General features: G+C 65.5%; 16 protein-coding genes. 8 read left to right on the top strand and 8 right to left on the bottom strand.

Features of this window, described 5'->3' with window-relative positions; genetic code table 11:
- Positions 1–17 precede the first annotated feature (17 nt).
- From ACEN9K_RS00520 to ACEN9K_RS00505, 4 genes are all read right to left on the bottom strand, one after another.
- Entirely contained in the window at positions 18–1,082 is a 1,065-nt protein-coding gene (locus ACEN9K_RS00520; RefSeq protein ID WP_018769772.1) for an ABC transporter ATP-binding protein, read from the bottom strand.
- Between the two features lie 45 nt (positions 1,083–1,127).
- Positions 1,128–2,204: an extracellular solute-binding protein gene (locus tag ACEN9K_RS00515; RefSeq protein WP_026265846.1), complete on the bottom strand. Its 1,077-nt coding sequence runs from the start codon at positions 2,202–2,204 to the stop codon at positions 1,128–1,130.
- 168 nt (positions 2,205–2,372) lie between these two features.
- Complete coding sequence (locus ACEN9K_RS00510) at positions 2,373–2,807, bottom strand: acyl-CoA thioesterase (RefSeq protein WP_018769770.1); 435 nt, start codon at positions 2,805–2,807, stop codon at positions 2,373–2,375.
- A gap of 77 nt (positions 2,808–2,884) precedes the next feature.
- Positions 2,885–3,388, bottom strand: coding sequence for a GNAT family N-acetyltransferase (locus ACEN9K_RS00505; protein ID WP_018769769.1), 504 nt, complete (start codon positions 3,386–3,388; stop codon positions 2,885–2,887).
- 156 nt (positions 3,389–3,544) lie between these two features.
- Here ACEN9K_RS00505 and ACEN9K_RS00500 point away from each other — a divergent pair, with 156 nt between their 5' ends.
- The 3 genes from ACEN9K_RS00500 to ACEN9K_RS00490 all read left to right on the top strand — a co-directional run bounded on the left by ACEN9K_RS00500 (position 3,545) and on the right by ACEN9K_RS00490 (position 5,440).
- Positions 3,545–4,060 (top strand): MarR family winged helix-turn-helix transcriptional regulator, encoded by a 516-nt coding sequence (locus tag ACEN9K_RS00500; protein ID WP_043425008.1) that lies wholly within the window; start codon positions 3,545–3,547, stop codon positions 4,058–4,060.
- Positions 4,061–4,136: 76 nt separating this feature from the next.
- Complete coding sequence (locus tag ACEN9K_RS00495; RefSeq protein ID WP_018769767.1) at positions 4,137–4,451, top strand: hypothetical protein; 315 nt, start codon at positions 4,137–4,139, stop codon at positions 4,449–4,451.
- Entirely contained in the window at positions 4,448–5,440 is a 993-nt protein-coding gene (locus ACEN9K_RS00490) for a serine/threonine-protein kinase (protein ID WP_144601158.1), read from the top strand. The genes ACEN9K_RS00495 and ACEN9K_RS00490 overlap by 4 nt, the downstream gene beginning before the upstream one ends.
- Here the strand turns inward: ACEN9K_RS00490 and ACEN9K_RS00485 are convergent.
- Positions 5,437–6,114, bottom strand: coding sequence for a histidine phosphatase family protein (locus ACEN9K_RS00485; protein ID WP_018769766.1), 678 nt, complete (start codon positions 6,112–6,114; stop codon positions 5,437–5,439). The two genes, ACEN9K_RS00490 and ACEN9K_RS00485, sit on opposite strands and share 4 nt — an antisense overlap.
- Positions 6,115–6,247: 133 nt before the next feature.
- Positions 6,248–7,690 carry an adenylosuccinate lyase gene (gene purB, locus ACEN9K_RS00480; RefSeq protein WP_018769765.1) on the bottom strand — a complete coding sequence of 481 codons (1,443 nt, stop codon included), beginning with the start codon at positions 7,688–7,690 and terminating at the stop codon, positions 6,248–6,250.
- Positions 7,691–7,857: 167 nt separating this feature from the next.
- On the opposite strand from purB, the gene ACEN9K_RS00475 reads away from it, so the two are divergent.
- Positions 7,858–8,160: a hypothetical protein gene (locus tag ACEN9K_RS00475; RefSeq protein WP_018769764.1), complete on the top strand. Its 303-nt coding sequence runs from the start codon at positions 7,858–7,860 to the stop codon at positions 8,158–8,160.
- Positions 8,160–9,506, top strand: coding sequence for a hypothetical protein (locus ACEN9K_RS00470; RefSeq protein WP_495635029.1), 1,347 nt, complete (start codon positions 8,160–8,162; stop codon positions 9,504–9,506). The genes ACEN9K_RS00475 and ACEN9K_RS00470 overlap by 1 nt, the downstream gene beginning before the upstream one ends.
- Before the next feature lie 31 nt (positions 9,507–9,537).
- On the opposite strand, the gene ACEN9K_RS00465 is transcribed toward ACEN9K_RS00470, so the two are convergent.
- Both ACEN9K_RS00465 and ACEN9K_RS00460 read right to left on the bottom strand, forming a co-directional pair.
- The gene (locus ACEN9K_RS00465) at positions 9,538–10,446 is read right to left on the bottom strand and encodes a hypothetical protein (protein WP_495635028.1); all 909 of its coding nucleotides are present in this window, start codon (positions 10,444–10,446) and stop codon (positions 9,538–9,540) included.
- Between the two features lie 195 nt (positions 10,447–10,641).
- Positions 10,642–11,067, bottom strand: coding sequence for a phage holin family protein (locus ACEN9K_RS00460; protein WP_495635027.1), 426 nt, complete (start codon positions 11,065–11,067; stop codon positions 10,642–10,644).
- A gap of 105 nt (positions 11,068–11,172) precedes the next feature.
- On the opposite strand from ACEN9K_RS00460, the gene ACEN9K_RS00455 reads away from it, so the two are divergent.
- The 3 genes from ACEN9K_RS00455 (at position 11,173) to ACEN9K_RS00445 (ending at position 14,654) form a co-directional block, all read left to right on the top strand.
- Positions 11,173–12,291 carry a histidinol-phosphate transaminase gene (locus ACEN9K_RS00455; protein WP_495635026.1) on the top strand — a complete coding sequence of 373 codons (1,119 nt, stop codon included), beginning with the start codon at positions 11,173–11,175 and terminating at the stop codon, positions 12,289–12,291.
- 150 nt (positions 12,292–12,441) lie between these two features.
- Positions 12,442–13,674: a pyruvate dehydrogenase (acetyl-transferring) E1 component subunit alpha gene (gene pdhA, locus ACEN9K_RS00450; protein WP_018769759.1), complete on the top strand. Its 1,233-nt coding sequence runs from the start codon at positions 12,442–12,444 to the stop codon at positions 13,672–13,674.
- On the top strand, positions 13,674–14,654 hold the full coding sequence (locus tag ACEN9K_RS00445) for an alpha-ketoacid dehydrogenase subunit beta (RefSeq protein WP_018769758.1): 981 nt from the start codon (positions 13,674–13,676) through the stop codon (positions 14,652–14,654). The genes pdhA and ACEN9K_RS00445 overlap by 1 nt, the downstream gene beginning before the upstream one ends.

Raw genomic sequence — 14,654 nt, 5'->3', positions numbered from 1 at the left:
CACAGTGGCGTTGGCGCTCATGGCAGGGCAACTGCCCGGTCCCGGCGCAGCGACGCACCGGTTTCCGGATGGTACTGGAGGATGTGTTCAGGCTGGACATAGACGGTGGTGTTCGTGCCGGCCTCCGGGTGCGTGCCTCCGTTCTCCCTGACAAGGAGGCGGATGTCCGCGCCGTGGCTGCGCACAACGTAGCGGCTGTGGAGGCCATGATAGGTGCGGGAGACCACAGTGGCCGGAAGCCCGACGGCGGTGCCTCCGCCGGAGGGCCGGTCCAGTGAAGCCTTTTCCACGCGGAGGTAGGATCTGGCGTCGGTGCTGAGGCCGGCCCCCGAAAGTTGGTTCACCTCGGAGACAAAGTCCGGAGTCAGGGTTGAGCTGTCGCCGATGAAGTTACAGACGAACTCCGTGGCGGCATGGTCATAGATGTCCTGGGGTGTCCCCACTTGCTCGATGACGCCCTTGTTGAACACCGCGACGCGGTCACTCATGGCGAGTGCCTCATCCTGGTCGTGAGTGACATAGACGGTGGTGATGCCAAATTCACTCTGCAGGTCCTTGAGCTGCTGGCGCAGCTGGTGGCGGAGCTTGGCATCGAGATTCGACAGCGGCTCATCCAGCAGCAGGATCTTGGGCCGCAGCACCAGGGCGCGGGCCACGGCAACGCGCTGCTGCTGGCCACCGGACAGCTCCGCCACGTTCTTCGCCAGCTGCTCATCACTGAGCTCAACGCGCCGCGCGATATCCCGCACAAGTCGGTCGCTCTCGGCAGGTTTTTCTTTCCGGACACGGAGCCCGAAGGCGATGTTTTCCCACACGCTCATGCTGGGGAACAGGGCGTAATTCTGGAACACCATCCCCACCTGCCGCTTGTCGCTGGGAAGCCGGGTCACGTCCTTCCCATCCACCCGGACCGTACCCTTGGCCGGCTGGATGAAGCCGGCCAAGGTGCGCAGCGCCGTCGTCTTTCCACAGCCCGAGGGCCCCAGGAGGGTGAAGAACTCGCCGGGGCGCACATGCAGGTCCAGCTGCGGAATGGCGGTGAAATCGCCAAAGGTAACTTCGATGTTTTCCAAGCGGATCATGGCATACCTGTCTGATGGAAAGCGGAACGGTGACTGGCAGGACGGTTACGTCATGTACTCGAGCTCGATCTTCTCCACCCAGGCACCCATGTTCTTCTGGACGAAGTCCCAGTCGATGTCCTGCTGCTTAAGATCCGCGAAGAAGCCCACCACCTCGGGATTGGCCTTTGCCTGGGCGCCCTTGTTGACCGGCATGGAGTTGAACTTCTGGGCGAACTCGCCTTGGACCTCGGCGCTGCCAAACCAGTCGATGAACTTCTGCGCCTGGTCCTTTTTCTTGGTCCCCTTCACCAGCGCGATCTGCTCTACCGCCAGCGGGACGCCAACCGCAGGGATCACCGTGTCGACGTTCACCTTGAAGGACTTTTCGCGGTCGGCAATGATCGAGGACGGCATCTGCCCCATGTCCACTTCACCGGATGCGATGCGGGCGAACAGGTCGGTTTTCGCCACGGCGGGACTTCCGTTCTTGAAGTACTGCTCAACCTGCTTCCAACCGTCATCGGAGATTCCCAAATCCCCTGAGTCATCCCGGTAGCGCGAGAGGATGCCGGCAAAGACCAGCTGGGCTGTGGCGGTGCCCAGGCCGGTGACCCTTTCATAGCGGCTCTTGAACTCATCCTTGGCCCACAGGTCAGTCCAGTCCTTCGGTGCTGCATCCTTGGCGAACTTGTCAGAGTTGTAGCCAAGGAGGATCGCCTGCTTCACGAGGGGCCAGTACGTCTCGCCGTCACCGAGTCCCTTGTCTACGTCACCTGCCCACGCCGGCTGATAGGCCTCCAATGCGCCCTCGTTCTTGATCTGCGAGAAGTACATGTTGTTCAAGCCGAATGCGACGTCCGCGATCGGGTTGTTCTTCTCGGCAATGAGTTTATTGGTGGCATCAGCGCCGCCGGCCCCCACGATCTCAATCTTGAATCCGGCCTCGGCCGCCTTGGCGGCCAGCCAGTCACCCCGGCCTTCACCGTTGGAGTTGGTGTAGACAACCAGGGTGTCCCCGGAAGCACCTTGCGGAGCTTTGGAAGCTTCCCCCGTTGAAGTTGGTGGGTTCGATCCACCACCGCATCCGGCGAGGAGGGTGACGGCGACGGCGGCGGCAACCAAAGTCTGCAATTTACGCACGATCAGGACTCATTTCTGGACTGGAATCGGAGCATGTCCGCACAGCCTATAGCCGCGCATGACAAAAACCGGGCTGTTATACCTATCGATTCGATAAACAGCCCGGCTGTCCACTTTGGACCAGATGGGGAAACTCTGGGGGCCCGCGGCGTGAACCGGGGGCGAACGTTAGTCCTTGACCGTGGTACCGCTGAGGTGGTGCGTGGGAATCCGGTCCCGGTCGTAGGTGATCTCCGTGTAGCCGTGCGGCTCGGGCTTGCCGTCCTGGTTCAGGTTCACGAACACGATCTCCTCGATGGTGAGGATGCTTTGCCGCGTGATCATGTTGCGGACCTCGGCGCGCATGGTGAGGGAGGTCCGGCCAAACCGGGTGGCCGTGAGGCCCATCTCGATGAGGTCGCCCTGGACGGCCGAGCTGACGAAGTTGATCTCCGAAATGTACTTGGTGACGGCGCGGCCGTTTCCCAGCTGGAGGATGGCATAGATGGCGGCCTCTTCGTCAATCCATTTCAGCAGGCTGCCGCCGAAGAGCGTCCCGTTGGCGTTGAGGTCCTCGGGCCGCACCCACTTGCGGGTCCGGAAGGTGATGTCCGCTGTTTCCATAGGCTGAGATTAGCCGAAGGGGCGGTGCGCCCTTCCAGTGTGACGGCGCGCCGGCACCGGTGCCACGGGCTCCACTGCTAGGCCATGGCGGTTTGCGCCGCGCTGCGGGCATTGATGCTCTTGGCGTAGCAGTACGAGTGTTCCACCCCGACGTAGGGACCGAAGTTCGGGATGGCCTCGAATCCTGAATTCTCGTAGAAGTTCCGGCCGTCCGGCTGCGCGGACCCCGCCTCTGCCTTGATGCGGGTAATGCCCTGCCTGAAGGCCTCCGCTTCCAGGGCCGCCAGGATGGAGCTGGCCACCCCGGATCCCCGCGTGTACGGCAGTACGTAGAGGCGCTTGATTTCCGCCGTCGATCCGTCCAGGAGCCGCAGCCCCCCGCAGCCCACAGGCTGCCCCGAACCCTTGTCGTACGCCACCAGGAACACCGCACAGTCGGCGCCCGACGGCGGCGGGCCGGGTTCGTGGTCAGGCCGGCCAAAGCGGGCGTCAAGTTCGGCCTGCTGGGCGCGGCGGAGGTCGGCGCCCACGGGGTTGGACCAGGGGACCTGCCGGATGTTCAGCCTGGGGTTGGTCTGCATATCTGCCTCGATTCGCCGGAGGGGTATGCCTGATAAGGCTAGGCGCGGGGAGTTACACAGGTGTTTCCTGGCGGTAAGCACCTGGATAACGCGGATGTTGACGCGGCTGGGCAGGTTACTTGGCAGCCTAGTTACCAGCTGGTCTAAAATAAATCCATGGCTTCTATGGGCAACGAGGGATCCGGCTACTGGTACGGGCCCGACGGGCAGCTGGACTACAGTGCTGCGGTGCTGAAGTCGCTCCGCGACTACCGCGCGGCCGAAACCGAAATCCGCCGCACCACCAGGGACTCCATGGGCATGGGGGAAACCGACATTCTCGCGCTGCGGTATCTGCTGCGTGTGCAGGCCTCAGGCAAGCAGGTTGTCCCCAAGGACCTGAGCCAGTTCCTCAATATTACTAGCGCTTCCACAACCTCGCTGATCGACCGGCTGGTGGCCAGCGGCCACGTTCGCCGCGAGGCGCATCCCTCGGACCGCCGGTCCGTGGTGGTCATCCCCACCGTTGAATCGGACAAGGAGGTCCGCGAGACGCTCGGCGCCATGCACCGGCGCATGATGCAGGTGGCGGAAGGCCTGACCGCGGAGGAGGCCCGGGTCGTGGTCGATTTCCTCCAGCGGATGACGGACGCGCTCCAGGCGCCCGAAGGCAAGGACCAGAAAATTCACTAGGTGGACTAGCTAGATCAACTAGTTATATGTAAGCTTACGATTGTTCCCAAAGTTGCTTCCCAACGGAGTCGTGAGTGTGTTGGTTACTTTCACCGAAGTTTCACCGCCTGAACCCCGCTTGGCCGGGGCGGTCCTGACAAGCGACCTGCTGGAATCCACCTTGGACGGCACCACTGCGCCGCAGGGAGATCCGGCAGTCCACTGTGGTGCCGCCATGCAGCTCGTGACGCCGGCTGTGGGATGGCACCGCGCCAGCTACACCTTCACGCCGGCCGACGCAGGGGGTACGGAGCTTCCGCCCGTGTGGCGCTGCGCCTGCGGATTCCAGCTGGATGCCTGGCAGCCGGCCGATGTCCGCGCCACGCACACCTCCGCTGCCCTTTCAGCATGAGCATCGCCGGGACGGCAGCGCCTGTACTGCCGCTCAGCCCGCAGAAACCTGGCCCGGACGGTCTCATTGCCGGGCGCTACCAGCTCAGGGAACGCCTGGGCCGCGGGTCCGCTGCCGAAGTCTTCCGTGCGGTTGACCTGGAGGGCGGTCCTGATGCCGCAGTCAAGATCGCGGCAGTCAACGGCCGGAAGCAGCACCAGCGCATCCGCAATGAAGCAAGCGTGCTGGCGGGGCTCAACCACCCGTCCATCGTGCGGCTGCTGGCCCAGGGCGTCATGCCCGACGGCGGGCGCCATTCCGGGCGCCCCTTTCTGGTGGAGGAACTTGCGTTGGGCGCGAGCCTGGCCGAAACCATCCGGCTGCAGAATTCGGGGCCCGGGGATGTTGCACTCTGGGCACAGGGTTTCTTCCGTGCACTGGCGCACCTTCACTCCAGCGGGCTTGTGCACCGGGACATCAAGCCTGCCAACCTGATGCTGAGCGGGCTGCGCAGGAGTCCGGTCCGGATCATCGATTTTGGAATCGCCGCCGCGGCGGGGTCGGCTCCCGAGCCCGGAATTTCCTCCGGCACCGTGCATTACATGAGCCCCGAGCAGGCCTCCGGCGGCACGGCTGACCCCTCCTGGGATGTGTACGCCATGGGCCTGGTCCTGCTGGAGCTTCTCACCGGCTCCAAGGCGTTTCCGGGCACCGCCATCGAATCCCTTGTGGCCAGGACCCTGCGGTCACCGGATGTTCCGGACCACCTCGGTGAATGGGCCATCCTGCTGCGGTCCCTGACAGCCATGGATCCCGTCGAACGGCCGACGGCGGCAAGCGCCGCGGCGATGGCAGCACGGCTGATCCCCGCGGCCCCGGTGCAGGCCCAAGACAGCCGGCCCGGCGGGGACGACCAGCGCAGCCGTGTAAGTCAGCGCGTGGAGCCGGGTGCCGTCCCGTGCAAGGCAATGCGCATCTTCTCTCCCCGGCGCCACCGGCAGCAGGTCTAGGGGGCGCCCGCGTCCCGCCCTGTCGGGTCCTCGGCGGTCGGGTCCGCCAGGGCGAGGCCGCCCACCGGGCTGCCGTCCCAATGGATCAGGTTCCAGCCGGCACGCAGGTCGCCCTCCAACGCCACGATCCCGGTATTGGCAAGGACATGACGGGCGGCGAACTCGTGGTCAACGCCGTCGGCCCGCAACCCGGCCCACGTGCGGATGGCTGCACCATGGCTGACGACCGCAACGGTGCCGTGCTGGTGATGTTCGGCCCGCTCCACCACCCGGGCGATGGCACCGTCAAACCGTTCGAAGAAGGCGTGGCCGTCCGGACCCGCCGGCATGCGGAGATCCAGGTCCCCGGCGGCCCAGGAGATGACCGTCCCCATGTAGCGCTTGTGGGATTCGTGGTCGGTGAGCTTCTCCAGCGATCCGGCCTCGATTTCGTGCAGCCCTTCCAGCACTTCGACATCGAGGGTCTGCAGCCGCGCCAGCGGGGCGGCGGTGATCTGGGTCCTGATCAGCGTTGAGGCGTAGAGGGCCCCGATGCGTTCGTTGGCCAGGGCCCGCGCCATGGCCTCCGCCTGGCGCTCGCCCAGTTCGGTCAGCCCAGGGCCGGGATGGTCGGTATCAAGCTGGCCCAGCACGTTGCCGGGGGTTTCGCCGTGGCGGATCAGGAGCAACTTCATGGTCCCAGTTTCGCACTCCGGAATGCTGCCGGCGTACGGCCGGAACGGGCGTCACATCGCCGGGGTCGCAGAAAGGCGCCGGGCCCTGGGGAGCCCGGCGCCGCCGTCGTAATCTTCTGCGTTGGTGCGGAGCCTACTTCAGGTGGTCCACCAGCTGGTCAGCGATGCCCGTGTACTTGCCCGGGGTAAGGGCAAGGAGGCGTGCCTCGGCATCTGGGGAAAGGCCCAGTCCCTGAACGAACTCGCGCATGCGCGCTGCGTCGACGCGCTGGCCGCGGGTGAGGTCCTTGAGGCGCTCGTACGGGTTCTCCATGCCTTCGACGCCGGCAATCGCCTCCGCGCGCATGACCATCTGGATGGCTTCACCCAGCACTTCCCAGTTGGTGTCCAGGTCCGCTGCCAGCACGTCCCCGGCAACGTCCAGGCGCTCCAGGCCCTTGGCCACGTTGGAGATGGCGAGAAGGGAATGGCCGAATGCCACGCCGATGTTGCGCTGGCTGGAGGAGTCGGTCAGGTCGCGCTGCCAGCGGGAGGTGACCAGCGTCGCGCCCAGGGTGTCCAGCAGGCCGTTGGAGATCTCCAGGTTGGCCTCGGCGTTCTCGAAGCGGATGGGGTTCACCTTGTGCGGCATGGTGGACGAACCCGTCGCGCCGGCCACCGGAATCTGGGCGAAGTAGCCGATGGAGATGTAGCTCCAGATATCCGTGCAGACGTTGTGCAGGATGCGGTTGAAGCGTGCCACGTCGGCGTAGAGCTCTGCCTGCCAGTCGTGGCTCTCGATCTGCGTGGTCAGCGGGTTCCAGGTCAGGCCCAGCCCCTCCACGAAGGTCTGGGACACCTGCTGCCAGTCAGCGCCCGGGACGGAGGCCACGTGCGCGGCGTAGGTGCCCGTGGCACCGTTGATCTTGCCCAGGTACTGCGTCTTTTCGATCCGGTCCAGCTGGCGGGTCAGGCGGTGCGCGATGACAGCCAGCTCCTTGCCCAGGGTGGTGGGCGTGGCCGGCTGGCCGTGGGTCCGGGACAGCATGGGGACGGCGCGGTTGTCTTCCGCCATCCTGCTGATCTGTTCCACCAGGGCGCGGGCGGCGGGCAGCCACACATCCTTCACGGCGCCCTTGATGCCCAGCGCGTAGGAAAGGTTGTTGATGTCCTCGGAAGTGCAGCCGAAGTGGACCATGGCGGTCAGGTTTTCGATGCCGATAGCGGGCAGCCGGCGGCCGATGTAGTACTCCACGGCCTTCACGTCATGGACGGTGACGGCCTCGATCTCTGCGAGTTCGGCTACCGAGGCGGCGTCGAATTCGGTGACGATGGCGCGGAGCTGGTCCTGCTGCTCCTTGCTGAGGGGACCGGCTCCCGGCAGGACGTTGTTGCTGGTCAGGTGGATGAGCCATTCGACTTCCACAGCCACCCGGTCGCGGTTCAGGGCGGCCTCGGACAGGTAGTCCACGAGGGGGGCGACGGCGGACTGGTAACGGCCGTCCAGGGGTCCGAGCGCGATTTTTTCCGATGACGCGGCGAGGGCCAGGCGTCCTGAGGGCGTACGGGTATCAGCTGTGGCGGCAGTTTCAGGCATGTGCTGATTCTTTCATGAAGTCCGGCACCGCCTTAAGCCGGGCGGCCACGTTACTTGTCCACATAGCCGACGGCGGTGCTTACCCCGCGGGGGCTGCCTGCCTAGCGTTGGACACAGCAGGGAGATGGCGAAACATCTGGCCGGGAAGGCCGTGACGGGGAGCTGGCATGGGGAACGATCTGACGGACGGGATATGGGGCAACGGGCTGGGCGTCAGCCTTGAAGTCCAGGAACTGGGGCGAAGGGTGGCGCAGTGCTGTCACACGGCGGAAGAGGTGCTCGCAGGATTCCACGAGATCCAGTTGGCGAACTGGGAATCACCTGCCGGGCAGGCATACCGCGATTCGGTCAGCCTGCAGGCGGTGGCGGTCCGCAGGGCGCTTGACCGGGTGCGGGAGGCGTCTGCCGCGGTGGCCGCGCACGCCAGCGCGGCATTGACGGCCGAGTGCTCGCCGGGCAGCCGGTTCTGATGGCCGATGTGACGCCCTCCGGTTCAGGAGGTCCCATCCACGTTTCACCACCGCCCCCGGACGGCATCCTGACCATTTCCGGTGGCGTGGGTGGAATCACCGTCCAGCTGGAGGAACTGGATGCGGGGGCCGCGAAGCTCGATGGACTCGCCGGCCGTCTCGCTGCCATCGAGGCGGAGCTTTTCACGGTCTGGCGGGAGCTTGGTGAGTACCAGAACCAGCCGCGAACCACGGGGACTGCAGCGCTTATTGCGGTGGGGGAGTCAAGGGAGGCGGTCCTCAGGGTCCGGCTGGAGCTCCAGCGGATCAGCGGCCAGGTACGGAGCTGCAGGTGGGATTACCAGATGGCCGAATCCATTGCCCACACGCAGTGGATGCTGGGCCTGTCGAATCCGGACGTTGAACTCCGGAAGCATGTGGACTTCTGGCGGACGGGATTCCTCAATGGGGATGCCATGGAGATGCTGGTGGCCAATGCCGTCACCACCCTTCCCTTGATCAAGTCTCTGGTCGAAGGCGTCAACCCCGCGCTGCGTCCGGGCCCGGTGACGGCCAGGCAGGAAGAGCGCGTGCCCATCGACCTCGACGCCACCCCCGCCGGGCTGCTTGAACGGGTCAGGCTGGTGGAGGAGCGCGGCAGTGGCTACATCGAAGTCATCGAGGTGGACAACGGAGGCGGAAAGGCCTACGTGGTGGTGGTTCCGGGAACCCAGGTCCATGACGAAGACGAAGGCACCAACCCGTTCGATCTTGCCGGAATCGTCGACGGCCTGGGCAGCGATTCCCGGCAGGTGAATGCCGCCGTCCTGCAGGCACTCCGGGAGGCCGGCGCCGAGCCGGGAGCGGACGTCGTTGCGGTGGGGTACAGCCAGGGCGGAATCCATGCCATGAACCTGGCGGCGGACAAGGAGTTCCTCAAGGAGTACGACATGAAATACGTCCTGACTGCGGGATCGCCCATTTCGCGCATAACGCCTCCCCCCGATGTCAGCACTCTTCACCTGGAACACCGCACGGACTGGGTGCCCGGCAGCGATGGCCTGGACAACCGGGATGCCAGGAACCAGGTCACGGTGACCGTGAACAACGACCTCTACGTGCGCGGGGGAGAAGACGCCGGCTTGGGGCCGGGCCACCGCCTCACCGGCTATGAGGAGGCAGCCCGCCTGGTGGGCGCCAGCAAGGACCCGTCCCTGGCCCAGTCCACGGCGGTGCTGGGCGGGGTCCTGGGTGCCGGCGGTGCTGCCACTGCCACCAGGTTTTCCCTGTCCAAGCCGCCACCGCCTCCTCTTCCCAGGGAACGCAGGGACCCCTTTTCGGGGCGGCCGCAGCCGGGTGCCAGGTAAAACTTGCATCCAGCCAAAGCAGGGCAGGCCCTCAGGAGATCTGGGCGGCGTGCATTTCCGCGAACCTCTTGGTGCGCGTCTTTCCCTGCGGGTCCGGCTGCGGGGCGGGCTTCGGGGCCGGCGCCGGCACGGCGGCTGTGCACCGGTAGTTGTAGTCCAGGTCGCCTTCGGTGAACTGGGTCAGCGTGACGGTCCCGCCCGGCGCCAGGGGGGAAGCCGAGCAGTATTCGCGGGCAGAGTCCGTGGATTCCGCACCCGCCAGCCAGTTCCTCAGCCGGTAGAGGTTGCTGCCGGGGCCCACTTCCCCCACAATTTCACCGAATTGATAACCGGTGGAATAGATCCCCACGTCCAAGCCAGTGCCCTCCAGGAACGCGGTCATGCCCTCCAGCTCCGCAGCATTGGCGCTCTTGTCCCACAGCCAGCTGTTTCCGGTTTCAACATCCAGCCACCACATGCGCCGCAGCTCCCCGGCGCCGGAGTCCTTCAGGATGGCAACGTCATTGGCGGCCATGGCGTACCCGTGGACGTAGGCGCAGGCAGGTGCCCCCGTGCCGTCACACACTCCGTAGGGGTTGCTGACGTCCATGCCACGGTAGCTGTTGCTCGCAGGCCACCACACCGACTCCACCGGTCCTGTTGCGGCGGTGTTCACGTACACCGCCGCCGGAGTTCCCCCGGCGGCATCCGACGTCTGGTCCGCCCACGCCAGTTGGGCAGCCAGGCATGGGTTGACGGTGTCCGGCCGTCCCCCGTTGACGCCCACGATTGCGAATGCCGGGGGTGCGGGGAGGTCTGCGCCGCACTGGGGCCAGGAGATGTCGTTGCCAAGCGCGGTCATGCTCCGCGGTGCCGGCCCTGTTTCGGCGTCTGCTTGTGCAGGGCCTGCCTGCCACGCCAAAAGCAGGCAGGCGGCAAGCAGGAATCTCATGGGCTTCATGCGTGGGCCCCCCGTGGTCCGGAACTGACAGCAACAGGGCCTCTGGAGGCCCCGGTTCGCAGCCTAAGCGGCCCGTCCGGCAGGGGTCATGGGTGGCGGGTACTGCTGTTTTGGGAGCTGGGTGGCGAAACGGCACCTGCCGGGTACCTGTTTCCGCCCGCCTTCCTACTTAGAGGCTGGATCCCGGACCGGGGGTCAGCGCCTGCCGCCCGGGAGCAAACCTGCCACCAGTGAGACCAGGGAGATGATGATCGCCGCCAGGACGGCGGTCCAGAAGAAGGAATCGATAGTGAGGTGCACCGGTGTGTAGCCGCTGATCCAGGCTGTCAGGTACAGCATGGCGGCGTTGATGACGATCGCGAACAGGCCCAGGGTCAGGATGGTGATGGGAAGCGCCATCAGTCTGACCAGCGGCCGCACGAAGGCGTTCACCACCCCGAAGATGAGGCCGATGAAGAGGTAGGCCAGGACGATCCCGATGGCATCGGTGTCCTGTGAAATACCACTGCGGGCCACGGCATCCGATGCCGCCGTGCTGGAGATGTCCATGCCCGGCAGGATCCAGCTGGCCACCCAAAGAGCTGCGGCATTGACGATGACCCGGAGGATGAATGAACCCATGGCACCATGCTTCCACAAGGTGCTGATGTGCGGCCGGCAGCGTGCCCTGAATTTCGGTGCATGGTCCCCCGATTCCCGTGGGGGCTTGGAAGTAGGCTAGAAGCCATGACCTCATCTGAGACCAGGGCAGGCGGCATTGCACCCCGCCCGGTGCTGGAGCGGCTGCCCCGCTACGCTGCAGGAAAGCCACCGGCCGCCGTCAGCGGGCTGGCCAGCTACAAGCTGTCGTCCAACGAGAACCCGCTGCCCCCGATCCCGGCCGTCCTCGAGGCGATCGCCCGGCAGCGGGACTTCAACCGGTACCCGGATCCGCTGAGCAGCAAACTCCGGGCGGCGCTGGCGGAATTCCTTGGCGTGCCCGCCGAGGACATCGTCACCGGCGCCGGCAGCCTGGGCGCACTGAACCAGATTCTGGCTGCCTTTGCGGGCCAGAACGAGGACGGCAAGGCGGACGAGGTCATCTATGCGTGGCGTTCCTTTGAGGCGTACCCCATCAGCGTGGGCCTGGCAGGTGCGGAAAGCGTGCGCATCCCCGTGACCGCGGACGGACGGCATGACCTGGAAGCGATGGCGGCTGCAGTAACGGCCCGCACCAAAGTCATCCTTCTCTGCACGCCCAACAATCCCACGGGCCCGGCACTCGGCGCTGCTGAAACCGAAGCCTTTATCCGTTCCGTGCCGGCGGACGTGGTGGTGGTCATCGACGAGGCCTACCAGGAGTTCGTCAGGGCCCAGGACGCCGTTGAGGGGATCGACCTCTACCGCAAATACCCCAACGTGGTGGTTTTGCGGACCTTCTCCAAAGCCCACGGACTGGCCGGCCTTCGGGTGGGCTACAGCGTCTCCCAACCGGAACTGACGCAGTACCTCCGCGTTGCCGCCACCCCGTTCGCCGTGTCCCAAATTGCCGAGGACGCGGCAATTGTTTCCCTTGGGAATTACGCCCAGGTTGTGGAAAGGGTACAAAAGCTCGTGGACGAGCGGGCGCGGGTAACCGCCGGCCTGAAGGAGCTCGGATGGGCCGTCCCGGATGCCCAGGGCAACTTCGTATGGCTGGCACTCGGTGCTGAAAGTTCAGCCTTTGCGGAGCTGGCGGGGACGCGTGCCCTCTCCGTGCGGGCCTTCCCCGGGGAGGGCGTCCGGGTCAGTATCGGGGAACCCGAGGCCAACACCCGGTTCCTCCAGTTGTGTGCCGACTATACAAAGGCAGCGGCAACTTCCTAGCACTTAACAAGTAGCCCTCCCGCTACTTACCGAAGATAAAGTTAGGATCAGTAAGCCAATGTATATGCCGCAAGGGGAATGTATTCCTTTTGAGGCATATATCCCAGCGACATTTGCATTGCATCCGGATGCGGCAAGCAAGGAGACGGTATGGGCACTCATCTGCCTTCCACCGAGTTCGACGGAACAGCGGTAGACGATCAGCGGGAAGCCGATGCTGAAGCCGTCATGGGCGAGCCCGCGGCCCAGATGGTGCAGCTGCTCGGCCCCGACGGGAAGCTCGGCAGCGATCCGGTCTTCAGCGGCTACGCGGACAAACTGACCCCGGAGGACCTGCGTGGGCTGTATGGGGACATGGCCGCTATCCGCCGGTTCGATATTGAAGCCACCGCCCTCCAGCGCCAGGGCCAACTGGCACTGTGGGTACCGTTGACCGGCCAGGAGGCAGCGCAGATTGGCTCGGGCCGTGCCAGCCAGCCGCAGGACTACATTTTCCCCACGTACCGGGAGCACGGCGTCGCGCTGACCCGCAACGTGGACCTGGCCGAACTCCTGCGCCAGTTCCGCGGAGTTTCCAACGGCGGCTGGAACCCCAAGGACACCAACTTCCACCTGTACACCCTGGTCCTGGCTGCCCAGACCCTCCACGCCGTGGGCTACGCGATGGGGATCCAGCGCGACCAGAAGCTCGCCGCCGCCACGGATGCGGCCAACGAGCAGCCGAACGCCGCCGTCATCGCCTACTTCGGTGACGGCGCCAGCTCGGAAGGTGACGTGCACGAGTCCATGGTGTTCGCCTCCTCCTACAAGGCGCCGGTGGTGTTCTTCTGCCAGAACAACCACTGGGCCATCTCCGTACCCACCAACGTCCAGACCCGGGTTCCGCTGTCCAACCGCGCCAAGGGCTATGGTTTCCCGGGGATCCGGGTGGACGGCAACGACGTGATCGCCGTGCATGCAGTCACCGAATGGGCCCTGGAGCATGCCCGCCAGGGCAACGGACCTGTCCTGATCGAGGCCTTCACCTACCGGGTGGGCGCGCACACCACCGCCGACGACCCCACGAAGTACCGCCCGTCGACGGAAGAAGACGCCTGGCGGGCCAAGGATCCGCTGACACGGCTCGAGAAGTACCTGCGTGCCGAAGGCCTGGCGGACGACGACTTCTTCGCCAAGGTCAAGGCCGACGGCGACGAGCTGGCCGCGTATGTCCGGCGCACCGCCCATGATCTTGAAAACCCGGACATCCGGCAGGCCTTCGCCAACGTCTATGCCCAGGCGCATCCGCTGGTGGCCGAGGAACTGGCATGGTTCGAGGAGTACAGCGCAGGATTCGCCGGCGAGGAAGAAGCCGCCGCGCAGGAAGCAAAGGCAGGCCACTGATGACCACCATGACCATTGCCAAGGCCATCAACGAGGGCCTCCGGGCCACCCTGGCGGCAAACCCCAAGTCGCTGCTGATGGGCGAGGACATTGGTCCCCTGGGTGGTGTGTACCGGGTGACCGACGGGCTGATCGGCGAGTTCGGCCCGGACCGCGTGGTGGACACCCCGCTGGCCGAATCCGGCATCATCGGCACCGCCATCGGCCTGGCCCTGCGCGGCTACAGCCCCGTCTGCGAGATCCAGTTCGACGGCTTCGTCTTCCCCGGCTTCAACCAGATCACCACCCAGCTGGCCAAGATGCACGCCCGCAGCCACGGCAACCTTACGGTTCCCGTCGTCATCCGCATCCCGTACGGCGGCGGCATCGGCTCCGTGGAGCACCACTCCGAGTCCCCCGAGGCGCTGTTCGCGCACACGGCAGGCCTGCGCATCATCACCCCTTCCAACCCGCACGACGCCTACTGGATGATCCAGCAGGCCGTGGAATGCCAGGACCCGGTGATCATCTTCGAACCCAAGCGGCGCTACTGGCTCAAGGGCGACGTCGACGTTGACGCTCCGGGTCCCTCGGAGGACCCCTTCAAGGCCCACGTGCTGCGTGAGGGTACTGATGCCACCATTGTTGCCTACGGCCCCCTGGTTCCCGTGGCGCTTGCGGCCGCCAACGCCGCGGCGGAGGACGGCAGGAGCGTTGAGGTCATCGACCTCCGGTCCATCTCGCCGATCGATTTCGACACCGTCACCGCCTCCGTCCAGAAGACCGGACGGCTGATCGTGGCGCACGAGGCGCCCACCTTCGGTGGAATCGGCGGCGAAATCGCCGCCCGCATCAGTGAACGTGCCTTCCATTCGCTCGAGGCCCCGGTGATCCGCGTTGGCGGATTCCACATGCCCTATCCCGTTGCCAAGGTGGAGGAAGACTACCTTCCGGACATCGACCGCATCCTGGAGGCGCTGGACCGCGCCCTCTCCTACTGA

Source organism: Pseudarthrobacter sp. Pseusp20, assembly GCF_059492155.1.
The sequence above is the reverse complement of the archived record's forward strand: the minus strand, read 5'-3'. Positions and strand labels throughout refer to the sequence as shown.

Excerpts from the sequence above, each read along its gene's own strand:
- pdhA (WP_018769759.1), top strand. The coding sequence starts at position 12,442 with ATGGGCACTCATCTGCCTTCCACCGAGTTCGACGGAACAGCGGTAGAC.
- ACEN9K_RS00470 (WP_495635029.1), top strand. The coding sequence starts at position 8,160 with ATGGCCGATGTGACGCCCTCCGGTTCAGGAGGTCCCATCCACGTTTCA.
- ACEN9K_RS00445 (WP_018769758.1), top strand. The coding sequence starts at position 13,674 with ATGACCACCATGACCATTGCCAAGGCCATCAACGAGGGCCTCCGGGCC.
- ACEN9K_RS00520 (WP_018769772.1), bottom strand. The coding sequence starts at position 1,082 with ATGATCCGCTTGGAAAACATCGAAGTTACCTTTGGCGATTTCACCGCC.
- ACEN9K_RS00485 (WP_018769766.1), bottom strand. The coding sequence starts at position 6,114 with ATGAAGTTGCTCCTGATCCGCCACGGCGAAACCCCCGGCAACGTGCTG.
- ACEN9K_RS00490 (WP_144601158.1), top strand. The coding sequence starts at position 4,448 with ATGAGCATCGCCGGGACGGCAGCGCCTGTACTGCCGCTCAGCCCGCAG.
- ACEN9K_RS00465 (WP_495635028.1), bottom strand. The coding sequence starts at position 10,446 with ATGAAGCCCATGAGATTCCTGCTTGCCGCCTGCCTGCTTTTGGCGTGG.
- ACEN9K_RS00505 (WP_018769769.1), bottom strand. The coding sequence starts at position 3,388 with ATGCAGACCAACCCCAGGCTGAACATCCGGCAGGTCCCCTGGTCCAAC.
- ACEN9K_RS00500 (WP_043425008.1), top strand. The coding sequence starts at position 3,545 with ATGGCTTCTATGGGCAACGAGGGATCCGGCTACTGGTACGGGCCCGAC.
- ACEN9K_RS00475 (WP_018769764.1), top strand. The coding sequence starts at position 7,858 with ATGGGGAACGATCTGACGGACGGGATATGGGGCAACGGGCTGGGCGTC.
- ACEN9K_RS00510 (WP_018769770.1), bottom strand. The coding sequence starts at position 2,807 with ATGGAAACAGCGGACATCACCTTCCGGACCCGCAAGTGGGTGCGGCCC.
- purB (WP_018769765.1), bottom strand. The coding sequence starts at position 7,690 with ATGCCTGAAACTGCCGCCACAGCTGATACCCGTACGCCCTCAGGACGC.
- ACEN9K_RS00455 (WP_495635026.1), top strand. The coding sequence starts at position 11,173 with ATGACCTCATCTGAGACCAGGGCAGGCGGCATTGCACCCCGCCCGGTG.
- ACEN9K_RS00460 (WP_495635027.1), bottom strand. The coding sequence starts at position 11,067 with ATGGGTTCATTCATCCTCCGGGTCATCGTCAATGCCGCAGCTCTTTGG.